General features: G+C 64.7%; 23 protein-coding genes and 2 pseudogenes. 10 read left to right on the top strand and 15 right to left on the bottom strand.

The features are described from left to right. Window positions 1-150: 150 nt before the first annotated feature. Window positions 151-1,377 carry a cytochrome c gene (locus ABIB91_RS02310; RefSeq protein WP_007603081.1) on the top strand — a complete coding sequence of 409 codons (1,227 nt, stop codon included), beginning with the start codon at window positions 151-153 and terminating at the stop codon, window positions 1,375-1,377. A 182-nt stretch (window positions 1,378-1,559) separates the two neighbouring features. Here ABIB91_RS02310 and ABIB91_RS02305 read toward each other — a convergent pair whose 3' ends face one another. Further along, window positions 1,560-2,204, bottom strand: coding sequence for a trimeric intracellular cation channel family protein (locus ABIB91_RS02305; protein WP_007603079.1), 645 nt, complete (start codon window positions 2,202-2,204; stop codon window positions 1,560-1,562). Between the two features lie 164 nt (window positions 2,205-2,368). On the opposite strand from ABIB91_RS02305, the gene ABIB91_RS02300 reads away from it, so the two are divergent. Then, window positions 2,369-2,761 (top strand): hypothetical protein, encoded by a 393-nt coding sequence (locus tag ABIB91_RS02300; protein ID WP_007603078.1) that lies wholly within the window; start codon window positions 2,369-2,371, stop codon window positions 2,759-2,761. A gap of 59 nt (window positions 2,762-2,820) precedes the next feature. On the opposite strand, the gene ABIB91_RS02295 is transcribed toward ABIB91_RS02300, so the two are convergent. The 3 genes from ABIB91_RS02295 to ABIB91_RS02285 are packed head-to-tail and all read right to left on the bottom strand — an operon-like array spanning window position 2,821 to window position 4,378. Continuing rightward, the gene (locus ABIB91_RS02295) at window positions 2,821-3,630 is read right to left on the bottom strand and encodes an isocitrate lyase/PEP mutase family protein (protein ID WP_354158547.1); all 810 of its coding nucleotides are present in this window, start codon (window positions 3,628-3,630) and stop codon (window positions 2,821-2,823) included. A 51-nt stretch (window positions 3,631-3,681) separates the two neighbouring features. Beyond that, window positions 3,682-4,032 carry an antibiotic biosynthesis monooxygenase family protein gene (locus ABIB91_RS02290; protein ID WP_007603077.1) on the bottom strand — a complete coding sequence of 117 codons (351 nt, stop codon included), beginning with the start codon at window positions 4,030-4,032 and terminating at the stop codon, window positions 3,682-3,684. 37 nt (window positions 4,033-4,069) lie between these two features. Further along, window positions 4,070-4,378: an NIPSNAP family protein gene (locus tag ABIB91_RS02285; RefSeq protein WP_007603076.1), complete on the bottom strand. Its 309-nt coding sequence runs from the start codon at window positions 4,376-4,378 to the stop codon at window positions 4,070-4,072. A 194-nt stretch (window positions 4,379-4,572) separates the two neighbouring features. Here ABIB91_RS02285 and ABIB91_RS02280 point away from each other — a divergent pair, with 194 nt between their 5' ends. The 3 genes from ABIB91_RS02280 to ABIB91_RS02270 all read left to right on the top strand — a co-directional run bounded on the left by ABIB91_RS02280 (window position 4,573) and on the right by ABIB91_RS02270 (window position 6,885). Continuing rightward, a complete protein-coding gene (locus tag ABIB91_RS02280; protein WP_035994716.1) occupies window positions 4,573-5,271 on the top strand; it encodes a winged helix-turn-helix domain-containing protein in 699 nt (232 codons plus the stop codon). A 121-nt stretch (window positions 5,272-5,392) separates the two neighbouring features. Then, entirely contained in the window at window positions 5,393-6,403 is a 1,011-nt protein-coding gene (locus ABIB91_RS02275; RefSeq protein ID WP_354158550.1) for an alpha/beta fold hydrolase, read from the top strand. 230 nt (window positions 6,404-6,633) lie between these two features. Beyond that, window positions 6,634-6,885, top strand: coding sequence for a GCG_CRPN prefix-to-repeats domain-containing protein (locus tag ABIB91_RS02270; protein ID WP_354158552.1), 252 nt, complete (start codon window positions 6,634-6,636; stop codon window positions 6,883-6,885). 147 nt (window positions 6,886-7,032) lie between these two features. Here ABIB91_RS02270 and ABIB91_RS02265 read toward each other — a convergent pair whose 3' ends face one another. Continuing rightward, the gene (locus ABIB91_RS02265) at window positions 7,033-7,311 is read right to left on the bottom strand and encodes a twin-arginine translocation signal domain-containing protein (protein ID WP_354129013.1); all 279 of its coding nucleotides are present in this window, start codon (window positions 7,309-7,311) and stop codon (window positions 7,033-7,035) included. 136 nt (window positions 7,312-7,447) lie between these two features. Further along, window positions 7,448-7,763: pseudogene (locus ABIB91_RS02260) on the bottom strand (hypothetical protein). 130 nt (window positions 7,764-7,893) lie between these two features. Here ABIB91_RS02260 and ABIB91_RS02255 point away from each other — a divergent pair. Together ABIB91_RS02255 and ABIB91_RS02250 are read left to right on the top strand one after the other, a co-directional pair. Further along, window positions 7,894-8,544 carry a glutathione S-transferase family protein gene (locus tag ABIB91_RS02255; RefSeq protein ID WP_354158555.1) on the top strand — a complete coding sequence of 217 codons (651 nt, stop codon included), beginning with the start codon at window positions 7,894-7,896 and terminating at the stop codon, window positions 8,542-8,544. A gap of 170 nt (window positions 8,545-8,714) precedes the next feature. Then, window positions 8,715-8,867, top strand: coding sequence for a hypothetical protein (locus tag ABIB91_RS02250; protein ID WP_354158557.1), 153 nt, complete (start codon window positions 8,715-8,717; stop codon window positions 8,865-8,867). A 10-nt stretch (window positions 8,868-8,877) separates the two neighbouring features. Here ABIB91_RS02250 and ABIB91_RS02245 read toward each other — a convergent pair whose 3' ends face one another. Beyond that, a complete protein-coding gene (locus tag ABIB91_RS02245) occupies window positions 8,878-9,225 on the bottom strand; it encodes a hypothetical protein (protein WP_354158559.1) in 348 nt (115 codons plus the stop codon). A gap of 132 nt (window positions 9,226-9,357) precedes the next feature. Then, window positions 9,358-10,890 (bottom strand): acyl-CoA carboxylase subunit beta, encoded by a 1,533-nt coding sequence (locus tag ABIB91_RS02240; RefSeq protein WP_007603066.1) that lies wholly within the window; start codon window positions 10,888-10,890, stop codon window positions 9,358-9,360. 148 nt (window positions 10,891-11,038) lie between these two features. Between ABIB91_RS02240 and ABIB91_RS02235 the strand changes: the two genes are divergently transcribed. The 3 genes and pseudogenes from ABIB91_RS02235 to ABIB91_RS02225 all read left to right on the top strand — a co-directional run bounded on the left by ABIB91_RS02235 (window position 11,039) and on the right by ABIB91_RS02225 (window position 13,263). Continuing rightward, a complete protein-coding gene (locus ABIB91_RS02235) occupies window positions 11,039-11,443 on the top strand; it encodes a DUF4260 domain-containing protein (RefSeq protein ID WP_219684086.1) in 405 nt (134 codons plus the stop codon). Window positions 11,444-11,593: 150 nt separating this feature from the next. Beyond that, window positions 11,594-12,187 (top strand): hypothetical protein, encoded by a 594-nt coding sequence (locus ABIB91_RS02230; RefSeq protein WP_219684128.1) that lies wholly within the window; start codon window positions 11,594-11,596, stop codon window positions 12,185-12,187. Between the two features lie 79 nt (window positions 12,188-12,266). After that, a pseudogene (locus tag ABIB91_RS02225) lies at window positions 12,267-13,263 on the top strand (dienelactone hydrolase family protein). Window positions 13,264-13,396: 133 nt separating this feature from the next. Here the strand turns inward: ABIB91_RS02225 and ABIB91_RS02220 are convergent. The 7 genes from ABIB91_RS02220 to ABIB91_RS02190 all read right to left on the bottom strand — a co-directional run bounded on the left by ABIB91_RS02220 (window position 13,397) and on the right by ABIB91_RS02190 (window position 19,298). Then, window positions 13,397-14,053: a carboxymuconolactone decarboxylase family protein gene (locus tag ABIB91_RS02220; protein WP_219684090.1), complete on the bottom strand. Its 657-nt coding sequence runs from the start codon at window positions 14,051-14,053 to the stop codon at window positions 13,397-13,399. 65 nt (window positions 14,054-14,118) lie between these two features. Beyond that, a complete protein-coding gene (locus tag ABIB91_RS02215) occupies window positions 14,119-14,937 on the bottom strand; it encodes a penicillin-binding transpeptidase domain-containing protein (RefSeq protein ID WP_354158561.1) in 819 nt (272 codons plus the stop codon). A 68-nt stretch (window positions 14,938-15,005) separates the two neighbouring features. Next, on the bottom strand, window positions 15,006-15,266 hold the full coding sequence (locus tag ABIB91_RS02210) for an EscU/YscU/HrcU family type III secretion system export apparatus switch protein (RefSeq protein WP_007603059.1): 261 nt from the start codon (window positions 15,264-15,266) through the stop codon (window positions 15,006-15,008). After that, entirely contained in the window at window positions 15,263-16,867 is a 1,605-nt protein-coding gene (fliK, locus tag ABIB91_RS02205; RefSeq protein ID WP_354158564.1) for a flagellar hook-length control protein FliK, read from the bottom strand. The genes ABIB91_RS02210 and fliK overlap by 4 nt, the downstream gene beginning before the upstream one ends. A 54-nt stretch (window positions 16,868-16,921) precedes the next feature. Further along, window positions 16,922-17,716: an ATP12 family chaperone protein gene (locus ABIB91_RS02200; RefSeq protein WP_007603057.1), complete on the bottom strand. Its 795-nt coding sequence runs from the start codon at window positions 17,714-17,716 to the stop codon at window positions 16,922-16,924. A gap of 50 nt (window positions 17,717-17,766) precedes the next feature. Continuing rightward, on the bottom strand, window positions 17,767-18,984 hold the full coding sequence (locus tag ABIB91_RS02195) for an RluA family pseudouridine synthase (RefSeq protein WP_007603056.1): 1,218 nt from the start codon (window positions 18,982-18,984) through the stop codon (window positions 17,767-17,769). Next, window positions 18,981-19,298: a HigA family addiction module antitoxin gene (locus ABIB91_RS02190; protein ID WP_007603055.1), complete on the bottom strand. Its 318-nt coding sequence runs from the start codon at window positions 19,296-19,298 to the stop codon at window positions 18,981-18,983. The genes ABIB91_RS02195 and ABIB91_RS02190 overlap by 4 nt, the downstream gene beginning before the upstream one ends. Between the last annotated feature and the right edge of the window lie 73 nt (window positions 19,299-19,371).

The raw sequence follows: 19,371 nt of genomic DNA, 5'->3' as shown, positions 1-19,371 counted from the left end.
ACCAAAGGCAGCGCCGGGTAAAAATCGCAATTTCGTGGCTGCATTGGCATCCGCGATTTTCATTTTGTGTCACCATACCCCCGCCGTCGCGCAACGAATTGACGCCCGGTCATCCGGGACGGCGTCGATGGGGCGCAGGAGAGGCTTTCGATGCGGACGATTCTGGCTGGCCTGGCTCTCGTGGGTCTGGCGTTGTGCAGTGCGGTTGCGAGCGCGGCCGTCGCTGCCGAGCCTTCACCGGAGCTGATCGCCACCGGCAAGGCGCTGGTGGAGGCCGGCGACTGTGCCGGCTGCCACACCGCCGATCCCGCCAAACCGTTCGCGGGCGGAAAGCGCATCGACACGCCGTTCGGCGCGATCTACGCGCCGAACCTGACGCCGGACCGCGACACCGGCATCGGCGCCTGGACCGACGCCGACTTTACCCGCGCCGTGCGCACCGGCGTCGCGCCCGATGGCTCCAACTATTACCCGGCGTTCCCCTACCCCTATTTCACGCGGATGACGAAGGACGACACACTAGCAATCCGCGCCTATCTCGGAACGCTCGCGGCTGTCACGAGCCGCAACAAGCCGCCGGAGCTACGCTGGCCGTTTAGCCATCGCGGCCTGATGCGGATCTGGAACATGGTGTATTTCAAGCCCGGGCTGTTCGAGCCGGACCAGAGCCAGAGCGCGGTGTGGAATCGGGGCGGCTATCTCGTCACCGGGCTCGGCCATTGCGGCGCCTGCCACACGCCGAAGAACTATTTTGGCGCGGACAAGCAGGCGCAGGCACTCGCGGGCAACGAGGTCGGCGGCTGGTACGCGCCACGGCTCGATGGCGCCGCCCGCACCGGGCTGAAATCGTGGAGCGTCGAGGACGTCACGGAATATCTTCAGAGCGGGCGCAACGCCAGGAGCCATGCCAGCGGGCTGATGGCAGAGGTGGTCGTCAACTCGACTTCGAAGATGAGCGATGCCGACGTGCGCGCGATCGCGGTTTACCTGAAGGACCTGCCGCCGGCGCGGCGTGAGACGATCGTGACGCCGCCTGACGATCCCGAGATGAAGGCCGGCCAAGCCGTCTACGCCAAGCTCTGCATCGCCTGCCATGAGGCCGACGGATCCGGCGCACCGCGCATCTATCCGCCGCTGCCTGCCAACGCGCTGCTGCAATCGGTCAATCCGTCCTCGACCTTGCGGATCATCCTCGACGGCGCCCACACCGTGACCACGCCGCGCGCGCCCAACACCGGGGAGATGCCGGCCTATTCCAACCAGCTCTCCGACCAAGAGGTCGCGGCGGTGACGAACTACATCCGCAACTCCTGGGGCAACGCCGCTCCGCTGGTGACGCCGGCGCAGGTCGCCAAGGCGCGGAAGCAGGAGCCGTAACGAACGAACCTCGCGCGGCCGCGACGGTACGCTCCCTCGCCCCGTTCTTACGGGGAGAGGGTTGGGGTGAGGGGCTGCTTCGGCGACAATCGTGACACTTGGACTCGCGGAGAGCCCCCCTCACCCGCCACGCTTCGCGCGTCGACCTCTCCCCGCAAGCGGGGCGAGGTAAGAAAGAAGACCTACCGCTCCTCCTCTTCCGTGAACACGAATTTCGGCATTTCCCATTTGTAGCGCACCGCCAGCAGGCGAAAACTGATGCCGAGGACGAACGTCAAAATGGTCCAGAGCTCGGCGTTCAGCTTGAGGCCAAAGGCGGTCGCATAGAACAGTCCCGTCACCACCGAGACACTGGCATAGAGCTCGGAGCGGAACAGCAACGGCACGTCATTGCAGAGCACGTCCCGCAAGACGCCGCCGGCGCAACCGGTCACCATGCCGGAGACGATGACGATCGGCAGCGTGGCATCCATCTGCCAGGCGATGTCGCAGCCGGTCATGGTGAAGACGACGAGGCCGATAGCATCGAGCACGATGAAGGCCAGTTTCAGCCGGTGCACCAGCCGCGCCATCAGGATGGTGAGGAAGGCTGCGCCGCCGGCCAGCGCGAGGTAGATGGGATTTTGCACCCAGGCCAGCGGATAATGACCGAGAAAGAGATCGCGCAAGGTGCCGCCGCCGAGCGCCGTGATGCAGCCGAGGAAGCAGACGCCGAGCCAATCCATGCTGCGGCGGCCGGCAGCGAGCGCGGCCGTCATGCCTTGCGCCGCGACCGCGACCAGCGACAACAGATGCAGCACGCTATCGCTCGGCGGCAAGCTCCACATCGCTTTGTTCCCTTCCGTCAGCGGAGCTTACGCTTCAGGTTCCCCAGCGAACAGGTTCCCGATTCCCGCCGCGGGCGCAACATGCGACGAAAGCATTAAGGAGGGCGGAACAGAATCTCGCATCCACGGGTTGTCCCGCCGCAATAATCGAGGAGAACCAATCGATGGCTGACGACCGTTTTATCAACGATCCGTACCGCCCGAATCTCGCCGATGATGAGTATCGCAATGCGGCGCGACGGGATGCCCAGCTCCAGGTCGACCCGGAGCTTGGCGAAGGCCCCGCCTCCAGCGGCAAAGTAGCCCTGTTCGCCGTGGCCATCGCCTTGGTGCTGGGTGCCGTGTTCTACGGCCTGAACAACACCGGCACCAGCAACCAGGCGAGCACCACGCCGGCGACGCAGACCGCCCAGCAGGCGCCGGCTACCAATCCGGCTGCACCTCCCGGCATGCGCGACGTGACGCCGCGCACCAACACCGGGCCGGGCGTGACCACGGGCGCCGCGCCGAGCAAGCCGACCCCGGATACGCCCGCACCGGCCGACGGCGCGAAGTAACGATTTGCAACAATATGCGACAGCGGCGGGATTTCAGATCCTGCCGCTTTCGTTTGTCTTTAGCTGAACATCTTGTTGAGCTCGCCGCCGGGATAGCCGCTCGCGAGCTCCGCGAAGGTGCCCTTCTCCGCCATTTCTTTCGCGGCCCGCATGAAGCCGCCCCAGGCGGCGCGAGCGAGCGAACCGCCGACGCTGATCCGGCGCACGCCGAGATCGGCAGCTTCCTGCAATGACAGCCCGGAGCCGCCGATCAGCAGGTTGAATGGTTTGGGTGCGACAGCCTTCACCACCGCGGCGATGTCCTCGCGGCTCTTCAGGCCCGGCGCGTAGAGGCAATCGGCGCCGGCATCGGCGTAAGCGGTGAGCCGGTCGATGACGAGCTTGAGGTCGGTCACGCCCCACAGATAAGCCTCGCAGCGACCAACCAGCAGCGCGCCGCTATCGCCGATCGCCTTGCGCGACGCCTTGATGCGCTCGACTGCGAGCGCGCGGTCGTAGATCGGCTTGTCCTTGTCGCCGGTGGAATCCTCGATCGACAGGCCGGCAACGCCGGTGCGCACACAGCGCTCGACATTGTCCGCGACCTTGTCCGGCTCAACTGCAAAGCCGCCTTCGAAATCCGCGTTCACCGGGATGTCGACGGACGTGCTCAATGCCGCCAGATGCTGACATACGTCCTCGACGGAGACGTGGTTGTCGGCCTTGCCGATGGTCCAGGCAAAGCCCGCACTCGACGACGCGAGTGCCTTGAAACCGAGGTGCTGCAACGCTTTCGCGCTGCCGACGTCGACCGGATTGGGCAGGATGAAGCAGCCGCTCTCGTGCATCTTCCTGAAGGTCGCGCGCTTGTCAGCAGTTGTCACGTGCATGTTTCTCTCCCTTGTTGGCCGCGCAGAGATGGGGACGTGCCGCGGCGCGCGCTAGTGCGCATCGTGCACCGCGCGGCTATCCTTCGGCGCCTGCTCGCGATCATTCATGCTGTAGTCACGGATGACGCTGGCGATACGCAAATGATAATCGGCGAAGATTTTCGCGCGGCCCTTGGCCTGGGTGCGGCGGTGCTCCATCGTGTTGCGCCAGGCTTGCACGGCCGCCTCGTCCCGCCAGAACGACACCGACAAGATTTTGCCCTTGTCGGTCAGGCTCTCGAAACGCTCGACCGAGATGAAGCCGTCGATGGTTTGCAGGATCGGCTTGAGGTCGGCCGCGAGGTCGAAATAATCCTGGCGGTGTTCCGGCTTCGGCCAGACCTCGAAGATCACGGCGATCATGGGCGTCTCTCCTGTCGTTGATGGCCTACAATATCACTTACAAGACCACTTGGCGCAGAAACGTGCGCTCTTCCGCGAGGATGAATTTGTGCTCCTCGGCGAAGTGGAAGTTCGCCATGCCTTCCGTATCCTGACGCAGCCGGGCGCGATAAGCCTCATACGCAGCGAGACTCTCGAAGGTGATCAGTGCAAACGCGATATTGTTGGTGCCCTCGTGCGGCATGAAATAGCCGATCAGATCGCCGCCGCATTTCGGGATGATGGTGAGCCAGCGCTTCGAATACTCCTCGAACTGCGCACGCTTGAAGGGATCGAGCTGGTAACGGATGAAGACGGTGACGGACATGATGGGCTCCTCTGGTTCCAAACCGTCATTGCGAGCGCAGCGAAGCAATCCAGGAATCCCTCTGCGGAGGCAGCCTGGATTGTTTCGTCGCCAGTGCAAAATTGCTTCGCAATTTTGTCACGGGCTCCTCGCAATGACGAGCAACCCCACGCTACGCGCTTGCCCGACCGCAATGCTTCGGCTATCATCGAAGCATGAAATCAGGTCCAGACATCGCCATGATCGCCTCGCTCGTCGGCGATCCCGCACGCGCCAACATGCTCACGGCGCTGATGAATGGCCGCGCGCTCACCGCGAGCGAGCTGGCGCAGGAGGCCGGCATCACGCCGCAGACCGCGAGCTCGCATCTTTCCAAGCTCGAGGCCGGCGGCCTGATCGAGCCGGAGAAGCAAGGCCGCCACCGCTACTACCGCCTCACCGACGACGACGTCGCCGGCGTGCTGGAGGGCCTTGCGGGCCTTGCCGCGCGGACCGGCCACATGCGCGTGCGCACCGGGCCGAAGGATCCGGCGTTGCGGCGAGCGCGGATCTGCTACGACCATCTCGCCGGCGATCTCGGCGTGCAGATGCTCGACACCCTGCGCGCGAAAAACCTGGTCAAGCAGAGGAAGCAGGAGATCGAGCTGACGGCGGATGGCGAGCGCTTCCTGGCGAAGCATCTGCAGATCTCGCCCGACATGCTCACCCATCCCCGCCGCCCCGTGTGCAAGGCCTGTCTCGACTGGAGCGAGCGGCGCCACCATCTCGCCGGCACGCTGGGCGCCGCCATGATGCAGCGTTTTGCCGAGCTGAAATGGGCCGCGCGCGACGCTACGCCCGGCAGCCGCGTGGTGAATTTCACCCGAACCGGCGAGAAGCAGTTTGCCGCGTTGTTCGGTGACGGGCGGGACTGATCACGCGAAACGCGTGCGATAGCACAATCGCGTGTGAACGGGTGCCGTCGTCGGAGCCAGGCTTGACCCGGCCAACCAGGTCTTTATGCGAACGATCGTTCCGTAACGCTCAGAGACCCCCATGATCCGCTTCGCTTCGGCCGCGCTCGTCGCAGTCCTCATCGCCTCTCCGCTCACCTCCGCGCACGCCGCCGACACCGCGCCGCGCGAGCCTTACGGCGTCGCGCTCGAAGGCTTTGCCTATCCCTACCCCGTACACCTGCTGCCTCTGACCAATGACGGGGAGCAGCTCAGCATGGCCTATATGGACGTGCCGCCTGCGCAGCCGAACGGCCGCACTGTCGTGCTGCTGCACGGGCGCAACTTCCCGTCGAGCTACTGGGCGCCTGTTATCAAGATGCTGAGCGAGGCCGGCTTCCGCGTCGTGGTGCCGGACCAGATCGGCTTCGGCAAATCTTCCAAGCCGACGGGCGAGCTGCATTTCGACAATCTGGCGCGCAACACCATCGCGCTGCTCGATCATCTCAAGATCGACAAGGCCGAGATCGTCGCCCATTCGCTCGGCGGCATGCTGGGCGTCCGCATCGCCCGCGCCTATCCCGACCGCGTCGCTCGCCTTGTTCTGACGGCCCCAATCGGGCTGGAAGACTACCGCCTGTATGTGCCGCCGACGCCGACCGAGAAGATCATCGAGGCCGAGGACAAGCTCACGGCCGATGGCTATCGCAAGCAGCTGCAGACCAATTACGCGATCAAGCTGCCGGCGGAGGCGATTACGCCGTTCATCGATGCCCGCTTCAACATCAAGGGCAGCCCTGATTATCCGCGCTGGCTGCGCGCCTTCGTCAGTTCCGGCCAGATGATCTATCGCGAGCCGGTGGCGCACGAGGTCGCACTGATCACCGAGCCGACGCTGTTCATCATGGGTGCCGACGACCACAACGCACCGGGCCGGCCGAACGCGCCGGAGTCGCTGCGCGCGAAAATGGGAGAGAACGCCGAGCTCGCGAAGGCACTCGCCGCGAAGATGCCCAATGCGCGAGCCGAGGTGATCCCGGACACCGGCCATCTCGTCTTCCTGGAATCACCGGAGAAGTACAAGGAGCTGGTCCTGGGCTTTCTCGGCCGCTAGCGACATTGCTGTCGTCCGGAGCCGCGTGCGGGGAATGTTCATGCCGCATTCAGGTCATGATTGGCAGATTTGGCTCGCGTCGTGTCGGCATGTTGCGAACTTTAACGTGTCGAATCGTGTCTTTTGATTCATGGTGCGCCGAAAGCGCCAAGCCCTCCTAGAAGCTGCCCCAATCCTGCCCGCAAAACCTGCCCCCAAAGCTTGCCCCCAAAGACGAGAAGGAAGATCAAATGAAATACCTGTTTGCCGCCGTGATGCTCGCCAGCGCGGTCGTTGGTTTCAGCGACGCGGCCAGCGCCGCCGGCGGTTGCGGCCCCGGCTGGTATCGCGGCGCCTATGGCGGCTGCCGCCCGATGCGTGGTCCGGTCGTTGTCCGTCCGGGTCCGATCGTGGTTGCGCCGGCCCCTGTCGTGGTCGTGCCGCGCGCGCGCGTGTGCCCCTACGGCTTCCGCTGGTACGCCGGCCGCTGCCGCCCGTTCTGATCTCGTTCTTCGCATAGCGAAATGGCCGCGCGGCGAAAGCCTGCGCGGCCATTTTCTTTTTGAGCGCCTGACGTCGCACCGGGATGTTTCGAATCAGAACGGGGACCGTGATCGCGGTCCCCGTTCGAGCCTCGCTTAGCGCGAAGCTTACCAATGGCGGCGGTGCCAGCGCCGGCGATGCCAGCCCCAGTGACGGCGGCGCCAACCCCAATGACGGTGATGGCCGTGCCAGTGCACCTGCTCCGGCTTCAACTGCGCGGCCTCTTCGCTGCTGGTGACTGCGGGATGAGCGTCGGGATTACCTTGCGGCATCCTGCCATCACCGAGCGGCTGCGGCGCCAGCGGCGCGGCCTGTGCGGCAGTGGTGAACGCGGCAGCTCCGGCCGCGACACCGATTGCAAATTTTAAAAAGTTCCGGCGCTCCATGACTTCTTCCTCTTGGATGGTCGTGCCAGTGATGCAGAGGAAGTGTCGCGGCGACGACATGAACCGAAGCTGAATCGCGCGTTCAGCTTCGTTGCGCAGGTGACAGGGAGGATTCGCAGCGCCGTAGCCCGGTGCTCTATTTCCCAAACTCCTGCGCCAGCGCCAGCAACTCGCGCGTGCGCGTCACGTCGGGCCAATCGCGGTTGAAATCGGCCACCAGCTGCGTCAGCGCATCGCCCTTCAACATGGCGTGCAGCGCAGCCTCGCTCTCGAACTGATATATCGCCTGATGCAGTGGCGGATCGTCGAGGCTTCAGAACCGCCAGGCCTTAGCCACACCGAACGCCTTCACCGCGTCGGGCAGATGTTCCGTCTCGTACCATCTGTCAAAGGCGGCGCGCCTGCCGGGCATCGGGGACGATGGCGCGGACGACGAAGAAGGCTGACGGCATCGGATTTGCTTCTGTTGTTTGGGGTGAGACTAGCCGGTGACGTCGCGGACGACAAAAAAGAGTGGCACCGGTGTCGGAATGTGCGCCCTTCGCTCGTCCTTTGCTTCGAACCAGGACACGGAGACAGCAAATGGCCGACCTCACCCTGACCACTTTCAATTGGGTTCCCGAACCACCGCGAGGCTGGGTGCGCGATCTTCGCGTGCGCTGGGCCCTGGAAGAAGCCGCCTTGCCCTATCGCGTCGCCAGCGTGCCGTTCGACGACCGCGGCGCTGCGCATCTCGCGCACCAGCCGTTCGGCCAGGTGCCATGGCTGACCGACGGCGACATCTCCATCTTCGAGACCGGCGCGATTCTGTTGCATCTTGGCGACCGCAGCGAGAAGCTGATGCCCAAAGACCCGCGCGGCCGCGCCGAGACGACGAAATGGCTGTTCGCCGCACTCAATTCGGTGGAGATGGCAAGCCTGCCCTGGGGGATGTCGAAGTTCATGGGACATCCGACCGATACGGCGGCGTGGAAATTCGTGGACGACTTCCTCAAACTCCGCCTCAAGCACATGGAGGCGGTGCTGGCCAACCACGAATGGCTGGCAGGCACGTTCTCCGTCGCCGACATCCTGATGTCCGACGTGCTGCGCGTCGTCGATCAGTTCGATGGGCTCGCGGACGGTCCCGCCTGCCGCGCCTATGTCGCGCGCGCCACCAGCCGCCCAGCGTTCGCAAAAGCCCACGCGGACCAGATGGCGCATTTCGCGGCGGCGGACGCGGCGCGTTCGTAGTTCGTAGGGCGGATTAGCGAAGCGTAATCCGCCACTTCCCTATCCGATGAACCTTGGTGGATTACGCTGTCGCTAATCCACCCTACGCACCGAACGTGATGCTCCGCACATAACTAGCCCGACGGCGGCCGTAGGCTCGGCCATCAAATCAACCCTGCGGAAGGTGACACATGGCCCGCATCGCATATCTCAGAGACCAGCTTGCCCGCGCCGAAAGACTGGCAAAAGCGATCCTCGACCGGCAAACCGCGGAGCAGCTTCAGGCGTTCGCAGCCGAATGCCGCGAGGAGTTGCAGGTGCTGACGCGCAGGGCCGCGGCGTAAGGCTGCTCGGTTACACGAGCTTCATCGGCGCATCCGCGACCACGCGAAGGTCGATGCGGCTGATCAGTTGAGACCGAAGCGCCTCCGCATCACCGATCGCACCCTCCGTCTGCCGCAGCGTGCTGACGTTCGAACCGAGCGAGACGATCCCGCCGAGCACCAGAGCGATCGATCCGAGCGCGGCGGTCTGACCCATCCCGAACAAGCCGAGGATCGTGATCAGCAACAGCGCAGCCCCGCCACCGATCGCGAGCTTGGATGCCAGGATGTACTTCCGGCATCGCTCGGCGACCTCGGCCAAAGCCTCGATACGCGCTTCGATGTCGGAAATGGCGTCGGTCGGATCGCTGTCGGTCATTGGATTTGGATCGAGGATGCCAACTCAGAAACAGAATCAGTAGCCCGCATGAGCGAAGCGACATGCGGGACTTGGATAGAAAACCCGGATGTCGCTACGCTCATCCGGGCTACAAGTGCTACAAGTGCGTCCTCACAACGGCAAATTGTCGTGCTTCTTCGCCGGCGTTTCCACCTTCTTGTCCTTCAGCATCGACAGCGCCCTTGCGATCCGTTTCCGCGTCGAGTGCGGCATGATGACGTCGTCGATGTAGCCACGTTCTGCGGCAATGAACGGAGATAGGAAGCGGTCTTCGTATTCCTTGGTGCGCGCGGCGATCTTGTCGGGGTCGCCGATGTCGGCGCGGAAGATGATCTCGACCGCGCCCTTGGCGCCCATCACCGCGATCTGGGCGGTCGGCCAGGCATAGTTCATGTCGGCGCCGATCTCCTTGGAGGCCATGACGTCGAAGGCGCCGCCATAGGCCTTGCGGGTGATGATGGTGACCAGCGGCACGGTGCACTGCGAGTACGCAAACAGCAGCTTGGCGCCGTGCTTGATCAGGCCGCCATATTCCTGCGCGGTGCCCGGCAGGAAGCCCGGCACGTCGACGAAGGTGACGATCGGGATGTTGAAGGCATCGCAGAAGCGCACGAAGCGCGCGGCCTTGCGTGAGGCATCGGAGTCGAGCACGCCGGCCAGTACCATCGGCTGGTTGGCGACGAAGCCCACGGTGCGGCCCGCGATGCGGCCGAAGCCGGTGACGATGTTCTTGGCAAAAGCGTCCGCGATCTCGAAGAAGTCGCCCTCGTCCACGACCTTGAGGATCAGCTCCTTCATGTCGTAGGGCTTGTTCGGATTGTCGGGGATCAGCGTGTCGAGCGACATGTCGACCCGGCCGATGTCGTCGAAGCTCGGCCATTCCGGCACGCCGTCGGTGTTGTTGGACGGCAGGAAGTCGATCAGGCGCCGCATCTGCAACAGCGTCTCGACGTCGTTCTCGAAGGCGCCGTCGGCTATCGAGGAGCGCGTGGCGTGCACCGAGGCACCGCCGAGCTCTTCCGCCGTGACGACCTCGTTGGTGACGGTCTTCACCACGTCCGGGCCGGTGACGAACATGTAGCTGGTGTTCTTCACCATGAAGATGAAGTCGGTCATCGCAGGCGAATAGACGTCGCCGCCGGCGCAGGGGCCCATGATGACAGAGATCTGCGGGATCACGCCCGAGGCGAGCACGTTGCGGCGGAACACATAGGAATAGCCGGCGAGCGCGGCGACGCCTTCCTGGATGCGGGCGCCGCCCGCGTCATAGAGGCCGATGATGGGCGCACGCGCCTTCATCGCCATGTCCTGGAGTTTCGTGATCTTCAGCGCGTGCGTTTCCGAGAGCGAGCCGCCGAACACCGTAAAGTCCTTGGCGAACACAAAAGTCTTGCGGCCATTGACGGTGCCCCAGCCGGTGACCACGCCGTCGCCGGGCACCTTGTTCTTCTCCATGCCGAACTCGGTGGAGCGGTGCTCGACGAACATGTCGAATTCCTCGAACGATCCCTTGTCGAGCAAGAGCTCGATGCGCTCACGCGCGGTCAGCTTGCCGCGGGCGTGCTGCGCCTCGATGCGCTTCTCACCGCCGCCGAGCTTTGCGCCGGCGCGACGGTCTTCGAGGGCGTCCAGGATATTCTTCATTTGCTCCCGCCAGTTCTTAGCCTAAATGCGATTGCCGGGGTTCTAACACGGCATTTTGCGGGCCGGGAAGCGGCTTTCGGTCCCGCAGGGCTGCCTTGCCGCAGCGGGAAAGCGCAAGGAATTACAAAGTTTTGCCTGGGAGACGAGCATGACCGAAGGAACGGCTGAGACCGGCGCGGCGACGGGCGGCGTCAACATCCTGCTGCGGCTGGAGGGCCTGACCCTGTTTGTGGGGATGGTGATGCTCTACTGGGCCTGGGACGGCTCATGGCTCGTGTTCGCCCTGCTGTTCTTCGTCCCCGATCTCAGCTTCCTGGCATATCTGTCGAACGCCAAACTCGGCGCGATGGTCTACAACGCCGCCCACAGCTACATGGCGCCGGTCGCGCTGCTGACGCTCGGCTTCGGCCTCGCCTCGCCGCTCACCCTGTCCATCGCCTTGATCTGGCTCGCCCATATCGGCCTCGACCGGGCACTGGGCTATGGCCTGAAATATTCGGCCGGGTTCGGCTTCACCCATCTCGGCCGGATCGGCCGGCAGAAGGATACCTGACCCCACGCGCTGCCCGTAAATTTGGCGGCCCGCTCCGGTTGACCGGACCTGCCGATTCAGGCTTGCTCACGTTTACGATCAGGCGCCGAATGTTGCGTGAGCTCAGTCGGTACGGCGGCGGTCATCATTTCCGGCTGCAAGCATCACCCCATGTCCGCGACGGTCGTTCCCCTGCCGCCGAACTCGTCGTCCGAAACCACCGACTTCCTGCGGCGCATGGCCAGCATGGTGTCGGGGCGGAACGGCGAAATGCTGCTGCGTGCGGCCGCGCTGATCGAGTCGCTGACGCAGCGGGCGATGTCGGCGGAACGCCTCTATCACCGGGAGCACGAAGAGAACACGCGCAACAGCGAGCTGCGCGAGGCCGGTGAGATGGCGTCGGACGCCATGGTCAAGCAAATCGACGGGCTGCGCAGCCAGCTTGCCGAAATCACCGCGGCCGCCGCGGCCGAGCGCGCGGCATTCGATGCCGAGCGCGGCAAGCTGCTCGGCCTGATGCAGCACGCCGAGAGCCATATTGGCCAGCTCACAAGCGAGCTGGAAACGCTGCACGCCTCGGTCGACAGCTTCAACGAGACCGCAATCTCCGTGCCGATCGAGGTGCTGCGGCTGGCGCGCACCCAGTTCGATTTCCTCTCCGCCGGCTTTGCCCGCAAGGGCGACGTCATCTCGCAGGCGATGAGCGAGATTGGCGGTTTTGCGATCGACCAGGCGCTGACGGTGAAGAAGGTCGATCCCGCCTGAGGCGAACCGCCGGCTTGCGTCAATTTGACAGCGCGCAGGCCTGTTGTTCTACTCACTGAAAATCACGGGGGAGGATCCGATGCCGACGGCATTCCGCGTCGCCATGGCGCTCTGCATTTCAACGCTGTTCGTCGGCATTTGCGCCAACGCGCAATCGCTTCCCAGGGAAGTCGCCACCCGCGCCGAGATCTACCCGATCCCCTCGCTCACCCTCTCCGACCAGCAATTCCTGAGCGGCGACGCCGCGGCCGGCAAGCCGGTGACGGTCGCAGGCGAACTCCGCGTGGCGCAAGGCAGCGGAAAACTCCCCGTCGTGGTGCTGATGCACGGCTCGAGCGGCGTCGGCACCACCACCGAAGCCTGGGTGCACGCGTTCAACGCCATGGGCATCTCGACCTTCGTGATCGACGGCTTTACCGGCCGCGGGCTGACGGTGGTGGGGCCGAACCAGGCTCTGCTCGGCCGGCTCAACCTCGTCATCGACATCTACCGCTCGCTGGAGATCCTCGCAAAACATCCCCGCGTCGATCCTGATCGCATCGTGCTGATGGGCTTTTCACGCGGCGGACAGGCGACGCTCTATGCGAGCCTCGAGCGCTTCCACAAGCTCTGGAACAAGTCCGGCATCCAGTTCGCCGCCTACATTCCGTTCTACCCCGACTGCTCGACGACCTATCAGAACGACACGGACGTCGCCGTGCGCCCGATCCGCATCTTTCACGGCACGCCCGACGACTACAATCCCGTCAAGAGCTGCAAGGCTTTCGTTGAGCGGCTCAAGACGGCCGGCCGCGACGTGGTGCTGACCGAATACCCCGACAGCGCGCATGGTTTTGACAGTGGGCTGCTCGGCGTCAATACGGTCACCGTGTCCACGGGCGCGCAGACGGTGCGCAACTGCCAGATCCGCGAAGGCGATGGCGGCGTGCTGATGAACGCCGATACGAAAGCGCCGTTCACGTACCAGGACGCTTGCGTCGAGCTCAATCCACATGTCGGCGGTAATCCCGCCACGGCCGTGGAGTCGCGCAAGGCCGTGGAGGAGTTTTTTGCAGGTGCTGTTCAAACTGAGTTGAGAAGCAACTCGACCTTGGGAGCCGGCGTCGGCGCCACATACTCCGTCATTGCGAGCGAAGCGAAGCAATCCAGAATCTCGCCGCGGAGGCAGTCTGGATTGCTTCGTCGCTTCGCTCCTCGCAATGACGGAGGCTACGGCTCGCCCGGCTTGAACGGCTCCTGCTTGTCCGGCGGCACGGTCTCCTCCGCCATTGCCAGCAGCATCGCGACCATCACGTAATTGCCGGCGACCGCAGTGAGGTCGACGATCTGCTGGTCGTTAAACGCCTTCTTCGCCCGCGCGTAGGTCTCGTCAGAAACCTTCCTGGTCGTGGTGAGCTCGGTGACGAAATCGTAGACCACGGCCTCGTCCTCGGCCATGTTCGCAGGCCGCTTATTGGCCATCAGCTCCGCGATGACGTCGGGCGACAGGCCCGCCTTCGCCGCGAGCGGCGCATGGGCGTACCATTCGACCTGCGAGCGCCATTGCCGCCCGATGATCAGGATCGCGAACTCGTTGAGTTTTGTCGGGACCGAGGTCTCCCAGCGCAGATAGTGGAACAGGTCAAACAGACGCTGGCCGAGCACCGGGCTGCGGATCATCGGATTGTAGGGCCCGCCGATGCCCACGCTCGAGACCTTCATGATCTGCTCGCCGAGCGGCTTCTGCTTGGCGTCGAGCTGGTCCATCGTGAGCTGCGGAAAGCGCGGCTCCCTGCTGGTGGCGGGAGCGGCAAACATCGTAGCGGCGAGCCAGCCGCCCGCGGCAGCAAGCGTCAGCGACGACAGCCAGAGCGGCGTTGAGTTCATGTTGTGTCCTCCCGGTTTTTTCTTGACCCGGAGGATGCTAGTCGAGCGGCGCTCGCGCGGTAGCGCTAGATCGCGCCGATCTCGGCAAGGCAGGCTTGCGTCAGCGGCATGCGCTCACCGACCAGACGCGGCTCCTTGCAGTCCATATTGAGCGCGAACACGGTGTGCGCTTCGCCCTTCTCGGCCCAGCCCACCATCCAGCCAAGCGACGGATCGCCGCGCTCTGCACCAAGCAGCCCGGACTTGGCGCGAATGACGCTATCGCCGACCTTGGTCACCGGCAGGATGTCAGCGACGAGATCCTGGCTGCGTTTCGAGATCGGCAGCGCGCGACGGCGCAGCCGGTCGACGAAATCGACCTGCTCGACCGGATCGATGCGCAAGGCGCCGGTGAGCCAGAATTGGTCGATGCCGCCGCCGATGTCGCGATTGCCGTAGTCGAACAGATCGACGTATTTCTGCATGCGCTCTTGCCCGATCCGGCGCGCGATCTCCTGATAGACCGGCACCGCGCTCACGAGAATCGCGCTGCGCAGCGTGTGGTCCTTGTTCCAGGCCTCGATCGGACGCTTCACGCCATCCCAGGGAAATACGTCCTTGTCGGGGTCAGTGACGACGCCAGTTTCGAGCGCGATCAGCGAGTTCGGAATCTTGAAGGTCGAAGCCGGCAGCTTCGCCTCGCCCGAACGTTCCTTGTCGCTGGCGACGATCAGATAGTCCTCGACCTTGTAGCCGACGAACGTCCCGGCCGTGTTGAGGTCGGTGAAGCGCTTTGCAAGGCTGTCACGGATCTCGTTGCGCGGCGGCGCGACGTGAGCGAGTGCGCGCGATGGCAGGATCGCGGCTGCGGCGAGAAGACCGAGAGTCGAACGGCGGGTGAGCAAGAGCGATGTCCGTTGAACGATAAAATGGACCCGACCATGAAGCCGTTATCGTGGTGAAACGATGACAGCTACCGCCTGCCCGACAGCCGCAGCACGAACACCAGTACTTCGGCGACGGCCTTGTAGAGGTCGGGCGGGATCTCCTCGCCGAGTTCGACCTTGGAGAGCGCGCCGGCCAGGATCTCGTTCTCCTCGATCGGGATGTCGTTGGCCTTGGCGATCTCGACGATTTTTTCGCCGATCGTGCCCTTGCCCTTGGCGACGACGACAGGCGCGTTGCTGCCCTTCTCGTAATGGAGCGCAATCGCAAGCTTCGACGGGTCGCTCATGTGGCGCGATCCAGGAAGTGGCCGGCACGGGCCGGTGTGGGCTGCGGCGGGGTGCCATCGCGGACCAGGATGTCGCCGGGCTTGAGCTCGGCCCTGGTCAGGGCCTGGTTGAGCTCGCCGATTCCGGCGCGGAGCTGCTGTGCGGTCGCCGGCCGCTCCGCCCACATCCGCACGAAGGTCTTGTCACCGTTCAGAGTAATCAAAGCGTGCACGGGGCCGGCCGGCTCGACGTTGAGTGTGAAGCGCGCGCGCCAGGCGCGCTTGGCGGGATCGGCGGATTCATTGCCGCCGTCGCGCGAGATCTCGAACTGCGCCATTGCCGTGCCCTGCGGCGTTGCGAATGGAATCTCGAAATTCCACTGCGGCACGGTCGGATCGATCCTGTGACCGCCGGCGTCGGTGCGATCGGGGAGCGAAGCGACCTGCAGCAAGGTCTGGCGCGCGATCGCTGCATCGGTGTCGTCGAGCAGGCGATGCACGGTGGCAGCGAGCGGCGTATCCGGTACGAGTGACGGCGAGGCGATGGATTGCGGCGACGGCAGCGCGCCGCGAACCGGTGGTGGCGTCGCGCGCGCGGCGGCCTCGAAAATATGTCCGTCGGGCACGGCCTTGTTCGGGCCCGGCACGTTCCCCATCATGCGCGGCAGGTTTTGCGTGATCTCTTGCAGGAGGCTGGCGGCAAGGCCTGCGGTCATGGTCCGCGGCATCGAGGCCTGCGGCGCACCGCCAGCGATGTCCGCCAACACAGAGGCTACGAGATTGGCGCTGCGCGGCATTTGCGGTGATTGGGCGATCTCAGGTTCGGTTGCGGTCAATGCGGCCTGTGCAGCCTGCGTCTGCGCGACAGCGACCTGCGGTGCCGCCACGGTATCAGCTGGAAGGGCGGCACCTTGCGCCTGTGGCGCCGTCTCGAGCGTTGTTAGGGTCTGCCGCAGCACCAGCAGCGCGGCTTTCAAATCCGGCATCGTTCCGGAGGACGGCGTCACGCCTGCGGCGAGCGAGGCCTCGAGGAGCAGCCCGGACTTCTGGAAGGCGGATTCGATATCGCCGCCATCGAGCCCGGTGTTGAGCGGCGTCTGCTGCGCCAGCACGCCCAGCATCGCCTGCTTCAGCCCCGCCGGAAGATCGCTGCCGGTGACGACCGCGGCCAGATTGGCGAACAGCGGCGCCTGGCTGCCCTGCTTTGTGACCGCCTCGGCCGAAGCTGCGGTAACGGCGACCTGCTCCGATGGCGTCAGCACGTTGCGTCCCGCGCTCGCCGACAGAGCAAGCGAGGGGCTGTCAACCAGCGAGGCCGCAGCCGGCGTCAGCGTGACCTGATCGGCGGTCGCCTCGCCGGCGCCGCCCATGACGGCGAGCCGGATGGTGCCGCCGTTCTGCGACACCGCAAGCTGGAGATTTTGTCCCGGTGTCAGCGACACCTCGGACATCACATCCATCGAGAGGTTGGCGATCGCGATCCGCACCAGATTATCGGCGAGCACGCTGACCACTCTGGCGTCGACCACGCTGCCGGCCTGCAGCACAAGATCGGGCGTCGCCGCGTCAGCAACAGGGCTGGCGGCACTGACGGGAAGAATCGAGCTTATCGGCGTCGGCATCGCGAGGGGCCCTGGAGCACGGGCCACCCTAACGCCTGCGTCGTAAACCTCTCGTTAAGGACCTTTGGCCGCAGGCGGCTTCACAGCGGCCAAAACCGCCACGGCAGCCTCGAAATCCCGCAGGCGGGCTGCGCGGCGGCCCGCCGCCTCCTCGTCCACGCCCCATTTCTCGGCATTCCAGTCCTCGTCGACATAAGCCGCTGCCCAAACCTGGTCGGCGTCGCGCACGCCATGGGCAAGCGCCAGCGCCAGCAGCGCCGAGCCGGTGAGCGTGGTGATCACGTGGAGCGCGGCGACCGACCAGGCATCCCCCGGCAGCGCCGCACGCGCGGCCTGGAGCGCCTCCTCCGGCTGCGTCACATGCATGACGCCTTCGGACAGGATGAAATGCGCGCCGAGCGTCTCCGCGGCCCAGAACAGCACGGGGTCCCAATGCGCGGCCTCCCGGGCGACAAGTCCCTCGGGATGGCCGGCGCGATAAAACAGCAGATCGGACTGGAGGTATTTTGCGAGGTCGTCCGTGACGAGATCGACGCGGTCGACGACGCCCTCGACCACGCTGTTGGCGATCCGCGTCAGCGGCATGGTCATGGGCTTGATCGTCTCGTTCTGATCCGCCCACTCGGCAGCCACTGCGTCGGCCAGCGCGCGCGAGGGGATCACCACCTGGCGCCCGGAGGGCGTTCGGATCGCCTTGCCATCGAGGGTGATGGCGAAGCCGTCCTCGGCCTCGGTTACCCCAGCCTCCTTGTAGAAACGCTTGCGCAACGGCACGCGCGTGGCCTGACGGACCAACTCCTGCGGATCGAGCGGGGATCGCCCCGCAGCTTCATCGAACAATTCGCGCATCTTGTTTCGGTCCCTGCCCAGTCACCAACCCTTCAACCGCCCCCGTTCAACTACTCTTCAGGCGCGTTCTCGATCGGATCAAACCGGCTTGCGTCGAGTCCGAGCAGGTTCCACGACTGCTGCATGTGCTGCGGCAGCGGCGCGGTGGCATCGATGAAGCCGCCGCGCGGATGCGGGATGACGATGCGGCGTGCCAGCAGGTGCAGCCGGTTTTGCAGGCCGCCCGGCAGCTGCCAGTTCTCGATGTTGAAATATTTGGGATCGCCGACGATGGGGTGGCCGATATGTTCCATGTGGGCGCGCAGCTGGTGGGTGCGCCCCGTCACCGGCTTCAGCGACACCCAGGTCAGCTTGTTGCCGGCGGTCTCGACCACCGCATAGTATGTCACAGCGTGGCTTGCGCCCTCGTCGCCATGCTGGGCGATGCGCATGATGGTGTCGTCCTCGCTCTCTTCCTTGGCAAGGAATGTCGAGATGCGGCCCTGCTTCGGCTTCGGTAGCCCCGGCACCAGCGCCCAATAGGTTTTTCGCGCCGACCGCGAACGGAACGCGCCGGTCAGATGCGAGGCGGCAAAGCGCGTCTTGGCGACCAGGAGACAGCCCGACGTCTCCCTGTCGATGCGATGCACGAGGCGCGGCTTCTGGCCCTTGGAATCGCGCATCACCTCCAGCATCTGGTCGATGTGTCGCGTCATGCCCGAGCCGCCCTGCACGGCGAGACCGGCCGGTTTGTTCAGGACGAGAACGTCGTCGTCCTCATAGATCGTCATCTCCTTCAGCGCGGCAAGCGTCTTTTGCGCCGCCTCCGACTGCGGGTTGGGTGCCTTCGGCGTGTCGAGCTTCAGCGGCGGAATGCGGACGCTCTGACCCTCCTCCAGGCGGTCCTTGCTGTCGACGCGCTTGCCGTCGACGCGCAGCTCGCCTTTGCGAACGACGCGCTGGATGTGGGAGAATGACAGGCCGGGAAAGTGCGCTTCAAGGAAGCGATCGACGCGCATGTTGTTCTCGTCGGCTGTCACCTTGACGGTCTGCACCTTGGTCGGCAGCAATGCCTCGACGGGCTTTGCAGCAACCGGCGTTTCCTGCACAACAGCTTTGGGCGCGCGCCGTTCGTTGCGCTCGGCCGCAAATCGCGGCGGCTTCCCGCCTGGCTTCGCCCCAGGCCGCGGCCCCGCCGCCTTGGCGCTGCGCGCCTTGAACGGACGCGCCTCCTTGCGCTCGTCGCGCTCGCGAGGTTTCGGGTTCATTCTCTTGATGCGGCGGCTCATGCGGTTTTTCCAAGCTTTCGTGTCGACTGCACCGTCGCGCGGCGCGGCAGCGACGCAACCTGCGCCCCCACCTCTTCTTCCGCGAGGCGCAGCTCATATTGCTGCTGCAGGTCCATCCAGAACTGCGGGCTGGTGTCGAACCAGTGACCAAGACGCAACGCCGTATCGGCCGTGATTCCGCGCTGTCCATTGATGATGCCGGTGATCCGGTTCACGGGTACATCGACCTGACGCGCGAGTTCTGCGGCGGAGATGCCGAGTTGTCGCAGTTCTTCGGCAAGGTGTTCACCGGGATGTATGGGCGTGCGGGGCATGGCGATTTCTTGGCCGGACTAACGTGAATTACGCGTTACGTAAACCGTAAATCGAACCCTGCAGCAAGCCCGA

The sequence above is a fragment of the Bradyrhizobium sp. JR4.3 genome (genome assembly GCF_040547695.1).
GTDB classification, from domain to species: Bacteria; Pseudomonadota; Alphaproteobacteria; order Rhizobiales; family Xanthobacteraceae; genus Bradyrhizobium; species Bradyrhizobium canariense.
Note: the sequence above shows the minus strand (reverse complement) of the source record. Positions and strands in the feature narration are given on the sequence as shown.

Bases quoted from the DNA above. Each gene is read 5' to 3' on its own strand.
- ABIB91_RS02200 (WP_007603057.1), bottom strand. From the start codon at position 17,716: ATGCGCGAATTGTTCGATGAAGCTGCGGGGCGATCCCCGCTCGATCCG.
- ABIB91_RS02285 (WP_007603076.1), bottom strand. From the start codon at position 4,378: ATGTCCGTCACCGTCTTCATCCGTTACCAGCTCGATCCCTTCAAGCGT.
- ABIB91_RS02295 (WP_354158547.1), bottom strand. From the start codon at position 3,630: ATGCACGTGACAACTGCTGACAAGCGCGCGACCTTCAGGAAGATGCAC.
- ABIB91_RS02245 (WP_354158559.1), bottom strand. From the start codon at position 9,225: ATGACCGACAGCGATCCGACCGACGCCATTTCCGACATCGAAGCGCGT.
- ABIB91_RS02265 (WP_354129013.1), bottom strand. From the start codon at position 7,311: ATGGAGCGCCGGAACTTTTTAAAATTTGCAATCGGTGTCGCGGCCGGA.
- ABIB91_RS02275 (WP_354158550.1), top strand. From the start codon at position 5,393: ATGATCCGCTTCGCTTCGGCCGCGCTCGTCGCAGTCCTCATCGCCTCT.
- fliK (WP_354158564.1), bottom strand. From the start codon at position 16,867: ATGCCGACGCCGATAAGCTCGATTCTTCCCGTCAGTGCCGCCAGCCCT.
- ABIB91_RS02240 (WP_007603066.1), bottom strand. From the start codon at position 10,890: ATGAAGAATATCCTGGACGCCCTCGAAGACCGTCGCGCCGGCGCAAAG.
- ABIB91_RS02300 (WP_007603078.1), top strand. From the start codon at position 2,369: ATGGCTGACGACCGTTTTATCAACGATCCGTACCGCCCGAATCTCGCC.
- ABIB91_RS02190 (WP_007603055.1), bottom strand. From the start codon at position 19,298: ATGCCCCGCACGCCCATACATCCCGGTGAACACCTTGCCGAAGAACTG.
- ABIB91_RS02210 (WP_007603059.1), bottom strand. From the start codon at position 15,266: ATGAGCGACCCGTCGAAGCTTGCGATTGCGCTCCATTACGAGAAGGGC.
- ABIB91_RS02255 (WP_354158555.1), top strand. From the start codon at position 7,894: ATGGCCGACCTCACCCTGACCACTTTCAATTGGGTTCCCGAACCACCG.
- ABIB91_RS02310 (WP_007603081.1), top strand. From the start codon at position 151: ATGCGGACGATTCTGGCTGGCCTGGCTCTCGTGGGTCTGGCGTTGTGC.
- ABIB91_RS02230 (WP_219684128.1), top strand. From the start codon at position 11,594: ATGTCCGCGACGGTCGTTCCCCTGCCGCCGAACTCGTCGTCCGAAACC.
- ABIB91_RS02290 (WP_007603077.1), bottom strand. From the start codon at position 4,032: ATGATCGCCGTGATCTTCGAGGTCTGGCCGAAGCCGGAACACCGCCAG.
- ABIB91_RS02235 (WP_219684086.1), top strand. From the start codon at position 11,039: ATGACCGAAGGAACGGCTGAGACCGGCGCGGCGACGGGCGGCGTCAAC.
- ABIB91_RS02195 (WP_007603056.1), bottom strand. From the start codon at position 18,984: ATGAGCCGCCGCATCAAGAGAATGAACCCGAAACCTCGCGAGCGCGAC.
- ABIB91_RS02305 (WP_007603079.1), bottom strand. From the start codon at position 2,204: ATGTGGAGCTTGCCGCCGAGCGATAGCGTGCTGCATCTGTTGTCGCTG.
- ABIB91_RS02270 (WP_354158552.1), top strand. From the start codon at position 6,634: ATGAAATACCTGTTTGCCGCCGTGATGCTCGCCAGCGCGGTCGTTGGT.
- ABIB91_RS02250 (WP_354158557.1), top strand. From the start codon at position 8,715: ATGGCCCGCATCGCATATCTCAGAGACCAGCTTGCCCGCGCCGAAAGA.
- ABIB91_RS02280 (WP_035994716.1), top strand. From the start codon at position 4,573: ATGAAATCAGGTCCAGACATCGCCATGATCGCCTCGCTCGTCGGCGAT.
- ABIB91_RS02220 (WP_219684090.1), bottom strand. From the start codon at position 14,053: ATGAACTCAACGCCGCTCTGGCTGTCGTCGCTGACGCTTGCTGCCGCG.